The following is an 18982-nucleotide window of genomic DNA, read 5'->3' on the forward strand; positions in this document are numbered from 1 at the left end:
TTTTAGTGCATCTCAATTTGGTAATGTGTTCCGGACTTCGTCCCGCTACGCGAACGACAATGTTATAATGGCTTGTTAGGCTAACCACACATTTTGCCTTTCCTTAGTAGCTAGCGATAGAGCCGGGAGCTGGAGGTCACCCCCGGGGATCCTGACCAAACCAACGTAGGAAATCAATCCTGAGTCTGCATCTTCGCGGTTGTAATCCGGGAAATTGCCGGGAATTACCAGGCTTTAACGAAGAGGCACCTTGATTTAACCGACTAACTAATATACTATAATTTGTGGCTGTCGTGCCCGATAAATTGGGATGCCATTAGGCTGACTGGTTTAATCTTCAAGATTAATGAGGCTGGTTATGTCAACGAAAATTTCAGCAGTCCAAAAAACAACTATATCCAAGCCGTGAAGCTATCTATCTACCACACCCCGGAAGAAACTCCCACAGACACCTTGCCAGACTGTGCGATCGCAATTGATGTCCTGCGAGCCACGACTACCATGGCTACAGCTTTGAATGCTGGTGCTGAAGCCGTTCAAGTGTTCAGTGATATTGACCAGTTAATGGAAATCAGTGAACAATGGCCCACTGACAAACGGCTAAGAGCTGGGGAAAGGGGTGGTAAAATGGTAGAGGGCTGTGATCTGGGTAACTCGCCCTTGATTTGCACACCTGAGCGAGTACAGGGCAGGAGACTATTCATCAGTACCACCAACGGTACCCGTGCCTTACAGCGTGTCCAAAATTCCCCGGTAGTCCTAGCCGCCGCCTTAGTGAATCGTGTGGCAGCGGTGGAGTATTTACTGACCCACAAACCAGATAGTATTTGGCTAGTGGGGTCAGGTTGGGAAGGAGCCTACTCCCTAGAAGACACGGTTTGTGCTGGGGCGATTAGTCAAAGACTTATGGAAGAAACCGGAGACTCAGTGGATGACATTGCTGGTAATGATGAAGTAATTGGTGCGATCGCACTTTACTCCCAGTGGCAAGATAAATTACTAGAGATGTTCTATCACGCTAGTCACGGAAAACGCCTGCTGCGGCTGAATGGTCATGAAGATTTAAAGTATTGCGCTCAAACTGATGTATTAGACGCTTTACCGATTCAGAAAGAACCAGGAGTTTTGGTTAAAAACCCAGTTAACAGGTAAAATCTAGCAGATAACGAGAGCTTTTTTCTGTTTTAATTTGGGTACGGCATTATTTTTGATTTTTCAGCTAACCTCTAATGTGTTGGAATTTAATGTTTTGGCATGAGCTCACCAGAATTTAATTCTCTTAGCGAATTTTTTCAAGGACTAAGTGAACAAGACTTAGCTCAACGATTAGGAGTAGCACCAGCAACACTCCAAGAATTAAGAGATCAACCTGATTTTAAGCAGTGGAGTCAGGATAAAGACCCAGAATCAGTTTCGTGGCGATATCAGAAGGATAAGCAACGCTATATAGCAAACTTATCCTTTGGATAAGTTTGGTTTACTTTGTCATGGTTTGTTTTGATTAATAATTTATAGTTTCGTCGAATCTACCAGTAACGCTAATCAACACTAAAACTGCTTCAAAAAGCGCAGATCACTGTTGTACAAGCGACGAATATCATCAATCTGGTGCAGCACCATGGCAAAACGTTCTACTCCAAAACCAGCAGCAAAACCTGTATAAATTTCAGGATCATAGCCTACAGCCTTGAGTACATTGGGGTCAACCATCCCGCAACCCATCACTTCTAACCATTTCCCCTTCCACTGCACATCCACCTCTGCTGAAGGTTCAGTGAAAGGAAAATAACTGGCACGGAAACGCACTTCTAACTCTTCCCCAAACATTGCCTCCAAAAATTCCCTAAGGGTACCTTTGAGGTCGGTAAAGGTTATCCCTTCATCCACTGCCAACAGTTCTATCTGATGGAACACTGCCGAGTGGGTAGCATCTACCGTATCCCGTCGATAAACTCGACCAGGTGCCACAATCCGAATCGGTGGCTCATGGTTTTCCATGTAGCGAATCTGTACCGAAGAGGTATGGGTACGCAGCAAATTACCATCCGGCAAGTAGAAGGTATCTTGCATATCCCGCGCCGGATGGTCAGGGGGAGTATTAAGGGCCTCAAAGTTATAGTAATCTGTCTCCATCTCTGGGCCAGTAGCAATGGTGTAGCCTAAACCAACAAAAATATCTAATGCCCGATCAATGGTGCTATTGAGAGGGTGAATGCGACCTTGGGGACGATATACCCCTGGCATAGTCACATCCAGGGTTTCTGAGCGCAATTTTGCCTGAATTTCAGCTGCTTTCAGGTCTTGGAGCCTCTGCTCTAGGTTATGCTGGAGGGTTTCTTTGACAACATTTGCGATCGCACCAATCTTAGGTCGGTCTGCTGGTGCTAACTTACCCATTCCCCGCAATATCTGAGACAGTTGCCCTTTCTTGCCTAGGTAATTAATGCGCAACTGTTCCAATTGTTCCAAGGTATCAGTAGAAGCGATCGCAATGGTTGCTTCTTCTTTGAGTGTAGCTAGTTGGGTCTCAATCTCGTTGAGGCTTGTCATCAGTAATTTTAGGTTAGTAAGAGAAGAACCGGAAACCCCTGTCATTTATGCAGGACTGTTTCATTTTACTGAAAAAATGGTCAGGTGAGTGGGGTAGATGGTCTTAGAATATATCAATTTCAGATTAGAATCGAACAGCGACTTTTATCTTTAGCTGTAGCCTCATATCCTATGGAATTGCTGATCAGCAACGATGATGGTATCTTCGCCCTTGGTGTACGTACCCTTGCCAACACCCTCGCTGAAGCGGGGCACAATGTTACCGTAGTATGTCCTGACCGAGAGCGCTCAGCAACTGGTCACGGTTTGACCCTTCATGAGCCCATCCGTGCTGAAGTTATAGATAACATCTTCCATCCCAAGGTTACTGCTTGGTCTTGTTCTGGAACCCCTTCAGACTGTGTAAAGCTGGCTTTGTGGGCATTAATGGATAGCGCACCAGATTTAGTGCTTTCTGGGATTAACCACGGCTCTAACCTGGGTACGGATGTCCTCTACTCTGGCACTGTCTCAGCTGCTATGGAAGGGTTAATCGGAGGGATTCCCAGCATTGCCTTCAGTCTAGTCACCTACACCTCAAAGGAGTTTCAAGTAGCGGCTTCATTTGCGAAAACTCTCCTAAATCAGCTGTCAGAGCAACCTTTACCAAAAACAACATTACTCAATGTCAACGTGCCACCTGTTAAGGTCTCAGACATAGCTGGTATTGCCATCACCCGTCAAGGAATTCGTCGTTACATCGAGAATTTTGAGAAACGAGTTGATCCCCGAGGCAAAATCTATTACTGGTTAGCTGGTGAAGTTATTGAGGATGTTGAACAACCCGATCATATTCACTTACCTCAAGATATCCCTACTGATGTTCAGGCAATTCGCGACAACTACATTAGCATCACCCCTTTACAATATAACCTAACTGATACTGCTAGGGTGTATCACTTGCAACAGTTGAAACTGTCTCAGGATGAAGGATGTTCGCCCTAGGCGTCCCTTTTAGGGTAGGATCAAGGATGAAAGATGAAGGATAAGGAATAAAGTTTTGAAAAATTTTTCTTAATTTCTATTGACAAATTAGCAACTTTACTGTTTTTACACAGAAATGCAAATGACCGTTTAACCCTCAAAAATAAGGTAAAAAGCTCCCATGCTGCGACAACTTTAGTCAGCGGATTTATATAACCCTTAAAATAGGTATTGATGAGATGCTTGGTAATTGTAAGACCTGTTGGCAATAGCTTAAGAAATAAAAAGGTGAAACCAACTAGTAAACTCTTTTTTTATTAAACTTTAAACCTTGGCCTTTTGGCCTTTTGGCCACGCTACGCGAACGGCCACGCTACGCGAACAACTTTAAACCTTGGCCTTTTGGCCTTTTGGCCACGCTACGCGAACGGCCACGCTACGCGAACAATTTTAAACCTTGGCCTTTTGGCCTTTTGGCCACGCTACGCGAACGGCCACGCTACGCGAACAACCTTTAACCTTCAACCACCGCCTCGATAGTACAGTTCAAGAAAACGAAAAAACTTTTCACAGAGTTCTGGATCTCTTGCACCAAGGTTTATTTCTTTGGTAATTTCTGCTACCGCCTGTTTCCAGTAGGGGCGAATGCCTGGGGGGTCACTACGGTTACGATATAGCCGCTTGCTGATGATAGCATCTGCCGCATTCACCAGCTGAAAGACCTGAACAATGTAAGGAATTTTTTCACCACGCAACCCATCCGGATAACCAGTGCCATTCAGCCTCTCTTGGTGGGTACGCACTAAGAATGCAAACTCCTTCAAGAGCGGATGCTGGTTACAAATCAGTTCTGAAACTTCAGGATACTCCTTAACTTTTGTCCACTCCTTTTCTGTCAGCGGTCCTGTTTTGAACAGGATCTGATCGGGAATGCTAATTTTCCCTAAACCGTGGCAATAGCACAAAAAAACCAGCTGACGCATTGCTTCTGGCTCTAAGTTTAACCAGCGCCCAAAATGCATACACATAGTTCGCAGACGATAGCACCTTAAGCCAATCGGGACGTTGCGAGCCAACTGGATTTGTTCAAGGAAATTTAGGATATCGGCGTCCCCAGAACGAAGCATCAAACTTTGAAGTTGCTTTTGGTTTTAACAATTAAATTATCCCTATCTATTAGCTGACACTTGTGAATTTTTTATGAAGCTAATCCAGTTTATTAAGTCATTATATCATAATTTTAGTCCTCTAGAAGTAGTAAGAGACGTTGGTAAAATCGACTCCTAGCAAGAAATAAAACTGCAAAAATCACTACTTGTTTAGAACTAGCGAACTCCCGATTTTGGGGAATTTTTTATGAGAGGATATCTCCCAAGTTTTTTGATACTGAATTTTGCCCCCCTAGCCCCCCTAGCGAGCAATCCCTCGCTTGGGGGGAACAAGAATCCATTTGCTGGTAAAAGTCCCCCAAGCGAGCAATCCCTCGCTTGGGGGACCAATGGGGGCTTTGATGTAGCAAATGAGACTTCTCAGACAACCTCTGAAGCTGATTCACTTTATTGAGTTGCGATCGCATAGTGAACTAACTCAACTAGTTTCTGACGCAATGTCTCCAGTCCAAAACGTTTACTAGCAGAAATAAACACTCCTTGAGGAAATTCTTCTTTCGCTAACCCTAGGGTATCACTGTCTACTTGGTCAATTTTATTAAATGCCACTAAAATCGGTCCTGGTGTAATGGGCATATCCCTTAGAATTCCCATTACAGAACGAATGTGACTAGCCCACGCTGAATGGGATAAATCCACTACGTGCAGCAAAGCATCTGCTTCTGTTACTTCTTCGAGGGTAGCCCGAAATGAATCTACTAAGGGTGGGGGCAACTCGTGAATAAACCCTACCGTATCGATCAATAGCATAGCGCTAGATTTACCCGTTACTGAGTCAACAATAGGTAAGCGTCGGGTGGTGGGGTCAAGAGTAGCAAATAACTGGTCAGCGGTATAAACCTCAGCATTGGTTAGGGTATTCAACAGGGTAGATTTGCCGGCATTTGTATAACCAACGACCGCCACTGTCGGAACGTCCTGTTGCTGACGCCGCTGCCTTAACCTTGACCGATGAGCCTGTAATTGGTTTACTTCTTGTTGAAGTCGGGCAATTCGACGCTGAATGGAGCGACGTTCGGTTTCCAGTTTGGTTTCACCCGGACCACGAGTACCAATGCCACCTCCTAACCGGGACATTGCCTGACCCCGACCAGTAAGGCGAGGCAACATATATTCTAGTTGTGCCAGTTCCACCTGCAATTTACCAGCACGGGATTGAGCTCTTTGGGCGAAAATATCGAGAATCACTTCAGTACGGTCTACAACCCGAACACCAATTTGGGATTCTAGGTTGCGAGCTTGTGCTGGTGATAGTTCACGGTCAAATACTACCAGATTAGCGGCTAGAGTTTGGGTAGTCAGGGCAATTTCCTCTACCTTACCGCTACCAACTACTGTTTGGGGATGGGGATGCGATCGCTTTTGCTGGATTACCCCTAATACTTCTCCACCAGCGGTTTCCACCAACCGCCCAATTTCTGCTAAGCCATCTTCAAATCGCTCTGGGCTGATTTTTTCAGTCATTAATCCTATAATCAGCACCCTATCTTGGTCAACATCGACTTGCTGAGCCACAAATTGCCTTCGAAACTCAGCTTCTAGCTCTTCGACCAATTCCTGGAAATCCTGCTTGGTCAGAATATCCAGACTCATGGGTGATGATACACTCCAATTTAGGAGTTGAGAGTCTACCTGATTGTTTCCTTCTGAGTTACTAGGAGGGAGTAAATGTGCGAGATAGGTTTCTTTGATATAACCTGTTGCTCCACCACCCCGCCTTATCATACCTGAGCCAGTAATCGTAAGTACCACCAATGCATCCAATCGCTGAATTGCCATAGCCGTGAGGGTAGATTCTCTGGGGATTTCTGATTTGAGCTGAGTGGCGATACAGCGAATCCCGCACAATCGTTCAGCACCGTAACGGGGCAATTCCAGGGGAGGAATTTTGGTCTGAGTAGGGGTACCTACAGCCACACGAATCACTTGTCCCCGCCGATTGATGTAGGTGCATAGGGGCTGTTGGATGTCTGTGCTAATGGCCGCAACACGTTGAGCAAACTCCGGCGTAGTCAAGTTATCGCTGGGTAAGCGTTGGTGATACAACCGTTTGAGTTGCTTGAGCTGGCTAGGCTTAAGACCTTGAAGATTACCGTAGATAGTATCGATAGGCGCTACTGACCAGTAACCTGGTTTCCAAGACTACTCTATCTATTGTGACATCCTCCCGACGCTGACCTGACGGTACAGCGCGGGCTTCCAAACCTCACAGTTTGGCATTCCTAGTTTTTCTCTTGCGAGGTTTTGCCTCTGACCTAGACGGAGTTTCCTCCGTCCCCGGCAGACCGACTGCATAGGCGTTTTCTATTCCCCAGAGTCCCTGGGTACTCAGTTGTTCTAGACCACGCAGCCGGATTACTTCTGATGCTGCATGATCTCTGTCCGTCTCGTATCCACATTCACCACATCTATGCATCCTTTCGGAGAGTTCTTTCTTGCCCGTATGTGTTCCACATTTAGGACAAGTTTGAGATGTTCGATCAGGGTTGACACGGGCAAAATAAACTTGATGTTTTTTCGCCACCCATTCGAGCAAGTTGAGGAACTGACCGAAAGCTGCATCTTGAGTGTGTTTTCTCAACATCCCTCTGGACATAGCTTTCAAGTTCAAATCCTCAACCAACACTATCCCAATACCCTCCTTGGTACAAAGATGGTTAGCCAGTTTGAACTGCCAATCTTTCCGAACATTTGCAATGTGATTGTGGAATCTGGCAACCTGCTTCCTTACCTTCTGGCGGTTTTTAGAACCCTTTTTCGTTCTGGCATACTTGCGTTGCAGTAATTCCAACTCGCGGTACAAGGATGTCAAGAATCGGGGTCTAGCAATAAACTCTCTATCCGAGGTTGTCAAAAACTTCTCCAAACCCAAATCGATACCTATAGCTTCTCCGTGAGGTTGAGCTATAGGTATCGATACCTCAGACTTGATCGTGAGTACTACTTCCCACCTATCTGCCTTCCTTAACACCCTTACTTGCTTGACCACAAACCCTTCTGGAATGGGTCGGTGCAAGTTGATGGGCATTTTGCCTACCTTGGGCAGCGCAATCTGCCAACCTGTAATCGGGTTGGTTTTGAATTGAGGAAACAGCATGGACTTCATTTGTCCAAACTTCTTGAAGCGAGGAAAGCCAAACCCTCTGTGTTGGAAATAATTCCAAGCATCGTGCAATCTGCGAATTGTAGTTTGCAGAACTTGAGAGGGAGCTTCTGCGAGTAATGGGAATTCTTTCTTGGCCTGGGGAAGTGCGTTTTGCTGGTTGTAGTAGGTAGGAAAAGGCTTGTCAGCTGGAATGATGTATTCTCGTTCGAGGGAACAATAGTCCAAACTACACTTACGCGAATTCACCCAATCCTTGATTTCCCGCAAGGCGTAGTTGTAAACCTTGCGAGATATTTCCAGCCAATGCAGCATTGTTTGCTCTTGGATGGCGTCGGGGTAAAGTCGGTAGCAATAGTTCATGGTCAGAGTCATACTAATATTTCTAACACAGAATTATTGGTCTATAGACCTATATCTGTTGCAGATTTTACCGGGATTGACCGGATAAAATCTGCTTGAGGGATCCATGTATCCCTCAAACTCCCCATCAGTTAAGACTTACCGAGTGAAACCAAAAATCCTGCTTTTGGCAGGGTATAGGATGATGGGGTGGGTACAGGATATCTAGGAACAGCAAGTCTGATTTTTGAATTTGATCAGCCCAAGCTATAACGTCAGGTTAGGGTGAAGAGTAGTTACACCTTCCCCTACCTGTAAAACTAATACCGATTCACCAGCCCGAATCAAGGTTTTACCGATTGGCACCACCGCTAGACCATTGGTGTGAGCAAGATTAATCAAATTACCAGAACTATGACTACCGCTGGCCAAATGAAATTTGTGGGTACCAGCTGCATCTAAACACAGTTGTCCCCACAGGTAAGTTTCCCGGCGTCCACCGGCATGTAAGTCATCAGATGCGATCGCTTTGACAAAAACTGGTTTCGAGACTTCCTCCGGTAAACCAGATAGTTTTAACAGTGCTGGTTTAACAAACCGCCAACAACTGACTAGTGCTGAAACGGGATTCCCAGGTAGACCAAAGTACAGTACTGGACGTTTTAAACACGAGGGAGTACTAGAAAGGTCACTGTCTTCTGGGGAATTAGGCAAGGGGGAGGTAAAAGTAGCAACAGTTAGGGGTTTACCGGGTTTAACCGCAACGGAGTGGATGTGAATCTCTGCTCCGAGCTGGGCTAAGATTTTGTCTACATAGTCATAATCCCCCACTGATACACCGCCAGTAGATAGAACCATATCTGCTTCGGATATAGCGTTTGCGATCGCATTTTTTAGATCGTCTGGCTGATCGCGCACAATCCCCATAGGTATGGGTACTCCCCCCAAGAGGGAGACAAAGGTACCCAAGGCATACTGATTAGAATCCACAATTTGACCAGGTTTTAGGGGTTGGTCAGGGGTTACTAGCTCGTTGCCAGTGGAAAAAATTGCCACCCGAGGACGCCGATACACTGTCAGTTGGTTACACTGAGCTGCAGCTAAGACGGCAATTTCTGGAGCACCAAGCCTAATTCCTGGTTTCATAAGACTGGTTTGGGCTTGGTAAAAAGATGCCCGATGACGGACAAAGGCTTGGGGTTGGGGAGCCTCCAAAATCATCACCTGATTGTCCTGGAGCTTGGTGTTTTCTTGCATCACCACCGTATCAGCTCCTTTTGGCATACAACCTCCAGTAAAAATCCGTGACGCTTGTCCCGGTTTGACTTCAGATTGGGGTTGATATCCAGCAGGGATTTCTTCGACAATAGTTAAAACTACTGGTTGTTCGCGATTGCAGGATTGGACATCGCTATAACGCACGGCATACCCATCCATGGCTGAATTATCCCAGTGCGGAAAATCTAAGTTACTGGTCACTGTTGCTGCCAGAATTCTATTAGTAGCAGCGGATAGCTCTACCACCTGTGTTTCCAGCCGTGGGTCAAAGGGTTGAACCAAATTGAGAATGATTGACTCTGCTTCTTGAACTGGTAGCATTGCCTATTAAGTATCAAAGATGAACGATGTAGCACTATTGTATGAAGGACAAAGTGAAGGACTTGCGCTGTGGTGGGCGTGAAATCTTCCCTAATTATCCTCTTAATCAATGGTAGGTTTTAGCTTTCATCGGAAATTTCGATTCTGATTCGTTCATCTTCTGTTCCGACTCTTTCATCCACGAACAACTTTTAGCTTTCATCCCGTGACTAGATCAATTATCGATAGATTACGATTAGGGTTATCCGTAGGCATTGCCAAAACCGTCACCGCTCTGGTTCGGTTATTAAACCTAGGGGCAGCAAGTGTTCTGCCTGGAGCAATTGCCCGTCGTCTCCAGCCTCAAGTCCTGCCGTTACTATTAGCTCAGGTCAGACAAGGTGTCATTCTAATTGTTGGTACTAACGGTAAAACTACCACCTCTTTACTCCTGTGCACTATCCTTGAGAGCCAAGGTTGGCGAGTGGCTCACAATGGGACTGGGGCAAATTTGATTAATGGCTTAGTGACCGCACTCCTAGTTAATACCAATGGGATTGGTCAGTTGGATGCTGACTACGCCCTTTTGGAAGTGGATGAAAATGTGCTGCCCTTGGTATTGCTTGATTGTCAGCCTAAATTTATTTTGGGCTTAAACCTGTTTCGTGACCAGCTCGATCGTTATGGGGAAGTGGATACTATTAGCCGTCGCTGGCAAAATGCGATCGCTCCCTTACCGGAGGAAACCGTTGTGGTCTTAAACGGCGATGACCCTACCCTTTCTTACCTGGGTCAACAGTTACCCCAGAGAGTCCTTTTCTTTGGGTTAAGTGAGCCAGATGTCTATCTTGATGAAATTCCCCATGCTGTTGACTCAATTTACTGCCCCAGTTGTGGACATCCCCTGGACTATGAGGGTGTTTATCTGTCCCATCTAGGAGACTATCACTGTCCTCAATGTGGCTTTAGTAAACCTCAACTCGCAGTCAATAGTAGCCAGTGGCCACAAATATTAATTGGTATCTATAACAAATACAATACATTGGCAGCGGGATTACTAGCCATAGAGATGGGAATTGACCGGGATACCATCTACAACAGTATTAAAACCTTCCGCGCTGCCTTTGGACGAGCAGAAGAATTAGTTGTGGATGGGAAGCAGGTTCGGATTCTGTTATCCAAAAATCCAGTAGGGATGAATGAAACGATTCGAGCTGTTAATGACTTGCAAAAACAAGGTGGAGCATCCACTAAGCTAGTGGTACTCAATGACCGAACCCCTGATGGCACAGATGTGTCTTGGATTTGGGATGTGGATACAGAAAAATTAGTGAACTCAGGGGGAACTGTGGTAGTCAGTGGCGATCGCGTTTATGATATGGCACTCCGTCTAGAATACAGCCAGAATCAAGACCAGAGTCAAGACCAGAATCAAGACCAGAATCAAGACCAGAATCAAGACCAGACTAATTGCGAATTGATTATTAAAGAAGATTTAGCAGAAGCGATCGCTACCGCTTTGGAACAAACTCCAGATCATGAAACCCTTCATATTTTGCCTACTTATTCTGCCATGTTGGAAGTGCGGGGACTTTTGACTGGGCGCAAAATTTTGTAGGTATTTTTAAGGGAGATAATTGGAAAGTTTATTAAGTCCTGACTCATTAAAAATTCTGCCAAAATAAATCTATACCCCCAGTAGGAGCCGATGAAGAAACCATGACTCAAAGTATTGACCGGGTTGTTTTACCTCCTCCTTTCCCAGATCACACCCAACTACCAGAATCAGATGGAAGTTTTGTGAAAAATTTTCAGGAACACCCCCAAAGCATCTTACTCACAGATTCCATTGGACCAGTTTTACAGCAAATTCATCCCGATGGACACTATGCCATTGGACAAGACTGTGGTATCTATTGGCGAGAAACTGACCCACCCGAAAAAGGAGCAGAAGCTCCTGACTGGTTTTATGTTCCCAACGTTCCGCCTAAGTTAGATGGTGAAATTCGCCGTTCCTACGTTATATGGCGAGAATATATCGCTCCTTTAATTGCTCTTGAATTTGCCAGTGGGAACGGGGAAGAAGAACGAGACCAAACTCCTCTATCCCGAAGTGAGCAAGGCAAAGTCACTAAACCAGGCAAATTTTGGGTTTATGAACAGATTATACGCATTGCCTATTACGGCATCTATGAAATCAAAACCGGTAACTTGGAGGTCTATGAATTCCTTAAAGGTTTCTATCACAAAATGAAGCCCAACCAGCGAGGTCATTATCCCATTGAACCATTAGGAATCGAATTGGGACTGTGGCAGGGAACCTATCAAAATCAAAACCAACTCTGGTTAAGGTGGTGGGATAACCAAGGTAATCTATTGCTGATTGGTAATGAGCGGGCGGAAGTAGAACGTGCACGAGCTCAAAAAGCTGAACAGGAGCGACAACAAGAGGCTGAAGCACGATTCATAGCTGAACAGGAGCGACAACAAGAGGCTGAAGCACGATTCATAGCTGAACAGGCAATCTTCGAGGCTGTGCCCCGTTTCCTGAAGATGGGACTAACAGTGGAACAGGTAGCAGAAGCCCTTAGCTTGAGTGTAGAACAGGTACGAGAACAAGTTAAGGGTTGAATAACTGTAAAAAGTCATGAGCGTTATCAAACAAACCACCGAATGGTTAGAAACCAACTGGGTTAATCCCGCCTATGGAGGTTTGCTTTTAGCAGGAATTGCCATTTGTTTCTTTGGCGCTGCCACCAATACCATGGCAGGATGGCTCTATGTGATCAGTGCGATTATTTTTGCCCTACTGGTAATTGCCGCTATCTTGCCAGTGCGATCGCTTCAGCATCTATCAGTACGCCGACGTCCGATCTCACCGGTCAGTGTCGGAGACCAGTTAACCATTGAACTAGAAATAGAAAACCCCACCCTCGGACCTCAAACCCTATTACAAATTCAGGATATGCTCCCACCAGAACTCGGAGCAATGACCAAAACACCAGTAGCTAGCATTCCAGCCCAAAGTGTCCATCGCTGGGTTTATTACCATCCCACCGCCAAACGAGGAGTCTATCGGTGGCACCAGGTACAATTGAGAACTGCCACACCCTTGGGATTATTTTGGTGCCGTCGCCGTCGATATGTTAGCGCTAGGGCAGTAGTTTATCCCACTGTACTTCCCCTTACTCGCTGTCCCCTAGTGGATGAAATTGGTAAAGAGGACAGTATGCAAGTCCAAAGCGATCACAAATCTCAATCACTTAGCCAAGACCTTACCAAAGCACTACGACCTTACCGAGTTGGTGACCCTACCCGTCTGATTCACTGGCGCACCAGTGCTCGTTACGGTGAATTACTGGTACGGGAGTTAGAAGTATTGACTGGTTCTCAAGAAATTATCATCTGCCTCGATAGCTCCAGTCAATGGCATCCGGAAAACTTTGAACAAGCCGTTATTGCTGCTGCTTCTATGTACTCCTATGCTTGTCGGACTCAGCCAAATGTCAAATTCTGGACATCGAGAACAGGTTTATTGCACGGTAACTCAGTAGTGTTAGAAGCCCTTGCTGCGACCAAAGCCGGAATTGATGGGAAAGCCGAAGAGCAACTCTACCTACCCCCCTACCTACCCTTGATCTGGCTGACTCAAAATCCTGTTAGTCTTAACTCCCTACCTCCTGGGAGTCGTTGCTTACTGTGGCCAAAAGATGTATCCGTGGGGAAGCCAGTCCAACAACTTAAGCGCGATAGTTTGGGCATTGTAATTAATACGACTGAGCCCCTAAAACACCAGTTACAGCAACCGATCCGATAGCAAATAAGCTGTGGAACGCAACGGATTCGTAACGGATGTATACGGCAGCTTAAGACCAATTCAAGCCATCAAACAATTATCTTAAACTATGGCAAGGATCAACAACTATCCGATTTACCTGTAAGACAGTACGATACAATGCTAAAAACTCTTTCACAACTCAATTTTACTAAATGACTACATCACCAATAGCTAATCAAGCCAGTGATAGTAAAGCGGAGGGAGCTAATCAAGCCAGTGATAGTAAACTGGAGGCGATGCAAAACTTTGCTCAGACTTATGCTCAGCGTACTGACACTTACTTCTGTGTTGACCCAAGCGTAACGGCTGTGGTGATTGAGGGACTTGCCAAACATAAAGAAGAACTCGGTGCTCCCTTATGCCCTTGCCGCCATTATGAAGACAAAGAAGCAGAGGTGAAAGCTACTTTCTGGAATTGCCCTTGTGTCCCCATGCGGGAACGCAAGGAGTGCCACTGTATGTTATTTTTGACTCCGGATAACGATTTTGCGGGTGATAAGCAAGAAATTTCCCTAGACGAAATTAAAGCTGCGCGAGATAGCATGGCATGACAGCCATAGTACTACCTGAAGAATTTTGGCAGGGTGTCGATCAATTTAATCAGCAAGAGTTTTACGCTTGTCACGACACCCTTGAAGCTTTATGGATAGAAGCAGTTGAGCCGCAAAAGCGATTTTATCAAGGTATTTTACAAATATCTGTTGCCTGCTACCACCTAGGTAATCTAAACTGGCGTGGTGCAGTGGTTTTACTCGGTGAAGGGATCGGACGTCTCAGTAACTATCAACCAGACTATGGGGGGATTGATGTCACTGAGCTACTATCTCAAAGTGTTAATCTCCTACAGGCATTGCAAAATGTCGGCTCAGAGCAAGTTGCTGATTTTGTTAGACAGTTAGAGGCGGCTGACAGCAATGATGTTGTAGTTGGTGGCGAAGGGGTTAGGGGTTTTCCAAAACTCAAGGGAGTTGATGGTTAACCATTAACTTGTTAACCATTAACTTGTTAACCATTAGTTGTTAGCACATGCTTTGAAAGGATGAGAAACTTTGTTGCTGCCTAGTCGTCAAAACTAAAACACGTGCCTTAGAGCAAAAAGCCCATTTTCATTCCCAAGCTATGGCTGGATTTGCTTAAACTAGTAGGCAGAACAGCTTATTGGTATTCGAGATCAGTCATCACACACAACAGCATGAAGTCCGACCTTAAATATACTAACCGATTAAGGCATAATCTAGGTCTAAGATTATTCTTGCCAGTTACCTTGGTAGGTACGATCGCATTACCAACTTTCCTTAACATCCCCCAAGCACAAGCCCAAAATAAACCATCAGCAGCTGATGGAAGTGCCTTGACGGTTCGCTCTGATGTCCAGGAAGCTAACTCCAAAACTGGCGTAGTCACAGCCCGTGGCAATGTCCAAATTAACTATCCCGCTCGCCAAATACAAGCAACTGCAGCCCAAGCCCAATACTTCAGCCGTGAGCGCCGTCTGGTTCTCAATGGTAATGTTTTTGTGTTGCAGGAGGGCAATAGTATTCAGGGTGAAACCATTACCTATTTAATTGATGAAGGACGCTTTGTAGCCCTGCCTCAACAGAACCAACAGGTAGAATCAATTTACATCGTTACTGACTCAGACAGCACCACATCACCTGCTCCAGGGCTTCCCTAACTAAATCAACCCCTACCATCAGCCATTATGGCTTAAAAACTACATCTTAATTGATAGAATAGCCTGCAACCACTCCTGGTCATTTCCTGGTCATTGGTCAATTAGCAAGGATATAAGGATTATGGACTATTGACTAATGACTGATTCAAGGTGCTATCCGTGAAAATACTATTAGATAATATCCATAAGTCCTATGGCAGGCGAAGTGTTGTAAGTCGCGTTAATCTTTCCGTTGCCCAAGGGGAAGTTGTAGGGTTGCTTGGTCCTAATGGTGCTGGTAAAACTACAACCTTCTACATTGCCACTGGTCTAGAAAAACCCAATCTAGGTACAGTTTGGCTAGATGATCAAGATATCACTGCCATGCCGATCAATCGGCGAGCCCAGCTAGGTATTGGTTACCTGGCTCAGGAAGCGAGTATCTTCCGCCACCTTAGTGTTCGGGACAATATTCAATTAGTCTTAGAACAAACTGGTGTGCCTCGTGGCGAGTGGCGATTAAGAATGCATTACTTACTCCAAGAGTTTCGCTTGGAAAAAGTCGCCAATACCTTAGGTAATCAAGTCTCTGGAGGAGAGAGACGTCGAACAGAACTCGCAAGAGCGTTAGCTGTTGGTTCACTTGGACCGAAGTTCTTATTCTTGGATGAGCCATTTGCTGGTGTCGATCCCATTGCTGTGTCAGAGATTCAAAAAATTATGGCTCGATTACGCGATCGCCAAATGGGAATTCTGGTGACTGACCACAATGTAAGAGAAACCCTAGCGATTACTGACCGCGCCTACATTATGCGAGAAGGACAAATCCTGGCTGCCGGAAGTGCTGAAGAGCTTTATGATAATCCTTTAGTACGTAAGTATTACTTAGGGACAGGGTTTCAACGATAAAAAAAGCTATTAAAAAAAATTAATTTAGTGATTAGCACATCATGAAATTTGGTAAATCCAAGTCCATCATTGCACTAATGCCTGGCTTATCAGTGATGGATCGGTACATTGTATTTGAGCTAATCCCACCACTGCTGTTTGGTATAGGTGCTTTTTCATCACTGGGCGTAGCTATTGGAACCCTATTTGAGTTGGTTCGCAAAGTTACTGAAGCAGGATTACCACTGGGAATTGCACTTCAAGTGCTACTGTTGCAGATACCCCAGTTTATTTCCTATGCTTTACCAATGTCTATGCTCCTAGCTGCTCTGATGGCATACTCTCGCCTCAGCAGCGATAGTGAGTTGATTGCCATGCGCAGCTTTGGGGTAAGCATCTACCGACTCGTAATACCTGCTGTAGTGGTGAGTTTGCTCGTTACAAGTCTGACATTTGTATTTAATGAATTAGTGGTTCCTGCGGCTAACTACCAGTCCAAAATCACTTTAGACAAAGCGCTCAAAAAAGAGAGACCATCCTTTCAGGAAAGGAACATATTTTATCCCGAATATCAAAAAGTAAAGCTACCCAATGGCAAAAAAGTAAACAAAATTAAGCGTTGGTTCTACGCCGAGCAATTTGATGGTAAGCAGATGAGAGGCTTGACAATTTTAGACTTTTCTCAGACCGGTCTGGAACAAATTGTTACCTCTGAGTCTGCCGTTTGGAACCCCACTGAAAATCTATGGGATTTTTTAGATGGGACTATTTATATTATATCTCCCGATGCTTCTTACCGCAATATCCTCAGATTTCAAAAACAAAAGCTACAACTTCCTAGAACACCTTTGGATTTGGCAAAAAAAAATCGTGACTATGGTGAAATGAACATTGCTCAGTCTCTAGAGCGTTTGGAGGTATTACGCCATAGTGGTAATGCTAAAAAAATCCGTAAACTTAGGATCAGAATTCAACAAAAAATTTCTTTTCCCTTTGTTTGTCTAGTTTTTGGTTTAGTGGGAGCTTCCTTGGGAACTCGTCCTCAACGTACAGGTAAAGCAACCAGTTTCGGGATTAGTGTTTTAGTAATTTTTTCTTACTACTTATTAGGGTTTATAACGAATGCCCTAGGTCTAGTTAACATTTTCTCTCCTTTGATGGCAGCCTGGTTGCCTAATTTATTTGGACTAGGTGCGGGAGGATTGTTGTTATATAGGGCTGCCCGATAGATAGGCCCGATAGATAGGTAGTTATTGTTGCTAATTGTAAATTGCTAATTGTAAATTGCTAATTGTAAACCTGAATCCTTTGATTAGAGGCTAGCATCAAGTTACAGCGAAGCTGAAATGTCTAACATCGTTGAAACCTGCCATGTCTTCTCGTAATCAACCTCCTGCTTACCTCCGCTATTGGAAAGCTCAACTACAACCTTTGGGACGACCAGCATTTTGGGGAGCAGCTGTCTTGTTATCCCTAATGTTGTGGTTTGTCCGGGAATACTGGAACCGTCCAGAATTGTTAAGGGCAATTGGGATCAATCAAGTGGCTGACACTGATACTCCCACCGTTGAACCAACCCTGTCTTCTGAAGATGATGAACTAGCAGCAACGTTGGCTGATATTGATAATTCTGCCGTGCTATTAGCAGAGCTCGAAGCCCTAAGTGCTATATCAGTACCACCACAGCAAACCAATAAAGCCAGAAAGTCTAAAACCAAAAATTCGGAAGGGTTATTTACTCAAGTTATTCAGCAGACAAAAGCTAACTCCCAAGCAACATCACCTTTACTAACGCCAAACGTCCAACCTCAGCAGTCCTCAAAAGCCAGAAATCCGTTTGTTACATCTACAAACGATTTGTTTAATATCCCTCCTGTTCCTGGGACTGGCTTACTGACCAATCCTAACTCTGTTAATCAGAGATCTTTATCCTCAAGCACACTGAACCAGACTAATTCTGTATTGGGGTTGGGTTCCTTCAATTCCCCCTACACTAATCCAGCCGAGTTACCAGTCAGCCCTTTACAGGAAGCCTTGAATAGGCTTAATGCTGCTAAGTCTAATACCGGTAATAGCAAAGCTCAACTACCCGCTAACATATTGCCTTCAAACATCTCCTATGGAAACAGGGGAGTTCTCGAACAACGGAACTCAGGAACTCAGGAAATTAAAGCTAGGGGGGGAATACCGTTGAGTGCAACTGGCAATCAAGCATTACCGACTCCCTCCTATCCAGGACAAATTACCTATCCTGGGGTAACAACACCAGGTGTAACCGGCAACAGGAATTTCTCGACCACACCCACAACAGCTCCTTATCCAGGACAAATTAATTATCCTGGAGTCAATCTACCTCGAACAAGGAACGATAGAACTTTTCCGACAACACCTACAGTTCCTCTCAATTCCAACACCTACTCTAGTCCATTCCGGCAAGCTACCGGTGTACCAACGGCAGCACCGCTTACACCAGTAGCACCGCAAGGAACTAGTAAATTGGGGCAATTTTCTACCCAGTCTACTAGTCAAAATCAGTTTTTCAATCAGCCTCAGTTAAAGTCTAAGCTTGAACCAAGTCAGCTAAGGCGACGTGACATACTCCCGAAGCTGCCCTAACGGGACAGCGCGGGCTTCTTACCAACTCCAGTTATTGCCGAGGATACAAGGGTAAGCTTTATTAACGACACGGTCAGAAGTTACCGTAAGGATAGGGTCGCCTTTATGGTTGGTCGGCTATGCAGAAAAGGGTTAAAACTTATTGATTAAGGCGACCCTATCTATCGGTTTCGTCTCCGGGATGCCCCGACCCGCCGGAAAAATACAAAAAAAAGTTCTATTTTCAGTTGGTAGGTGGCGATTAGCTCTTAATTTGTTTTCCCTACCATTATTAATATATC

Annotated in this window: 18 protein-coding genes; 13 read left to right on the top strand and 5 right to left on the bottom strand. The window is 45.0% G+C overall.

All coding sequences use genetic code 11. The annotated features are described in order from the left end of the window. Window positions 1–405: 405 nt before the first annotated feature. The gene (locus tag F6K63_RS26075; protein WP_044492687.1) at window positions 406–1152 is read left to right on the top strand and encodes a 2-phosphosulfolactate phosphatase family protein; all 747 of its coding nucleotides are present in this window, start codon (window positions 406–408) and stop codon (window positions 1150–1152) included. A 102-nt stretch (window positions 1153–1254) separates the two neighbouring features. Next, window positions 1255–1470 carry a hypothetical protein gene (locus tag F6K63_RS26080; protein WP_008182463.1) on the top strand — a complete coding sequence of 72 codons (216 nt, stop codon included), beginning with the start codon at window positions 1255–1257 and terminating at the stop codon, window positions 1468–1470. 78 nt (window positions 1471–1548) lie between these two features. On the opposite strand, the gene pheS is transcribed toward F6K63_RS26080, so the two are convergent. Continuing rightward, window positions 1549–2550, bottom strand: coding sequence for a phenylalanine--tRNA ligase subunit alpha (gene pheS / locus F6K63_RS26085; protein WP_324293468.1), 1002 nt, complete (start codon window positions 2548–2550; stop codon window positions 1549–1551). Window positions 2551–2721: 171 nt separating this feature from the next. Between pheS and surE the strand changes: the two genes are divergently transcribed. Next, window positions 2722–3534 carry a 5'/3'-nucleotidase SurE gene (gene surE, locus F6K63_RS26090; RefSeq protein WP_287313494.1) on the top strand — a complete coding sequence of 271 codons (813 nt, stop codon included), beginning with the start codon at window positions 2722–2724 and terminating at the stop codon, window positions 3532–3534. 318 nt (window positions 3535–3852) lie between these two features. Further along, window positions 3853–4053, top strand: a complete 201-nt coding sequence (locus F6K63_RS26095; protein ID WP_287256739.1) for a hypothetical protein — start codon at window positions 3853–3855, stop codon at window positions 4051–4053. Here the strand turns inward: F6K63_RS26095 and F6K63_RS26100 are convergent. From F6K63_RS26100 to F6K63_RS26115, 4 genes are all read right to left on the bottom strand, one after another. Further along, window positions 4035–4640 (bottom strand): HD-GYP domain-containing protein, encoded by a 606-nt coding sequence (locus F6K63_RS26100; protein ID WP_287256738.1) that lies wholly within the window; start codon window positions 4638–4640, stop codon window positions 4035–4037. The genes F6K63_RS26095 and F6K63_RS26100 overlap by 19 nt on opposite strands. Window positions 4641–5069: 429 nt before the next feature. Beyond that, entirely contained in the window at window positions 5070–6791 is a 1722-nt protein-coding gene (hflX, locus tag F6K63_RS26105; RefSeq protein WP_287313507.1) for a GTPase HflX, read from the bottom strand. Window positions 6792–6888: 97 nt separating this feature from the next. Beyond that, window positions 6889–8160, bottom strand: a complete 1272-nt coding sequence (locus tag F6K63_RS26110; RefSeq protein WP_287313495.1) for an RNA-guided endonuclease InsQ/TnpB family protein — start codon at window positions 8158–8160, stop codon at window positions 6889–6891. Window positions 8161–8394: 234 nt separating this feature from the next. After that, on the bottom strand, window positions 8395–9726 hold the full coding sequence (locus F6K63_RS26115; RefSeq protein ID WP_287313496.1) for a molybdopterin molybdotransferase MoeA: 1332 nt from the start codon (window positions 9724–9726) through the stop codon (window positions 8395–8397). A 205-nt stretch (window positions 9727–9931) separates the two neighbouring features. Here F6K63_RS26115 and F6K63_RS26120 point away from each other — a divergent pair, with 205 nt between their 5' ends. The 9 genes from F6K63_RS26120 to F6K63_RS26160 all read left to right on the top strand — a co-directional run bounded on the left by F6K63_RS26120 (window position 9932) and on the right by F6K63_RS26160 (window position 18701). Continuing rightward, the gene (locus tag F6K63_RS26120; protein ID WP_287249995.1) at window positions 9932–11323 is read left to right on the top strand and encodes a Mur ligase family protein; all 1392 of its coding nucleotides are present in this window, start codon (window positions 9932–9934) and stop codon (window positions 11321–11323) included. A gap of 101 nt (window positions 11324–11424) precedes the next feature. Further along, a complete protein-coding gene (locus F6K63_RS26125; RefSeq protein ID WP_287313497.1) occupies window positions 11425–12336 on the top strand; it encodes a Uma2 family endonuclease in 912 nt (303 codons plus the stop codon). 16 nt (window positions 12337–12352) lie between these two features. Further along, window positions 12353–13522 carry a DUF58 domain-containing protein gene (locus F6K63_RS26130; protein WP_287313498.1) on the top strand — a complete coding sequence of 390 codons (1170 nt, stop codon included), beginning with the start codon at window positions 12353–12355 and terminating at the stop codon, window positions 13520–13522. 173 nt (window positions 13523–13695) lie between these two features. Further along, entirely contained in the window at window positions 13696–14094 is a 399-nt protein-coding gene (locus F6K63_RS26135; protein ID WP_071106444.1) for a ferredoxin thioredoxin reductase catalytic beta subunit, read from the top strand. After that, window positions 14091–14522 (top strand): DUF309 domain-containing protein, encoded by a 432-nt coding sequence (locus F6K63_RS26140; RefSeq protein WP_287313499.1) that lies wholly within the window; start codon window positions 14091–14093, stop codon window positions 14520–14522. The genes F6K63_RS26135 and F6K63_RS26140 overlap by 4 nt, the downstream gene beginning before the upstream one ends. A gap of 213 nt (window positions 14523–14735) precedes the next feature. Next, the gene (locus F6K63_RS26145; protein ID WP_287313500.1) at window positions 14736–15218 is read left to right on the top strand and encodes an LptA/OstA family protein; all 483 of its coding nucleotides are present in this window, start codon (window positions 14736–14738) and stop codon (window positions 15216–15218) included. 159 nt (window positions 15219–15377) lie between these two features. Continuing rightward, entirely contained in the window at window positions 15378–16106 is a 729-nt protein-coding gene (gene lptB, locus F6K63_RS26150; RefSeq protein ID WP_071106446.1) for an LPS export ABC transporter ATP-binding protein, read from the top strand. Between the two features lie 41 nt (window positions 16107–16147). Continuing rightward, window positions 16148–17314 carry an LptF/LptG family permease gene (locus F6K63_RS26155; RefSeq protein WP_008182489.1) on the top strand — a complete coding sequence of 389 codons (1167 nt, stop codon included), beginning with the start codon at window positions 16148–16150 and terminating at the stop codon, window positions 17312–17314. Between the two features lie 142 nt (window positions 17315–17456). Then, window positions 17457–18701, top strand: coding sequence for a hypothetical protein (locus F6K63_RS26160; RefSeq protein ID WP_287313501.1), 1245 nt, complete (start codon window positions 17457–17459; stop codon window positions 18699–18701). Window positions 18702–18982 lie beyond the last annotated feature (281 nt).

It is taken from the genome of Moorena sp. SIO1G6 (assembly GCF_010672795.1).
Lineage (GTDB): Bacteria > Cyanobacteriota > Cyanobacteriia > Cyanobacteriales > Coleofasciculaceae > Moorena > Moorena producens.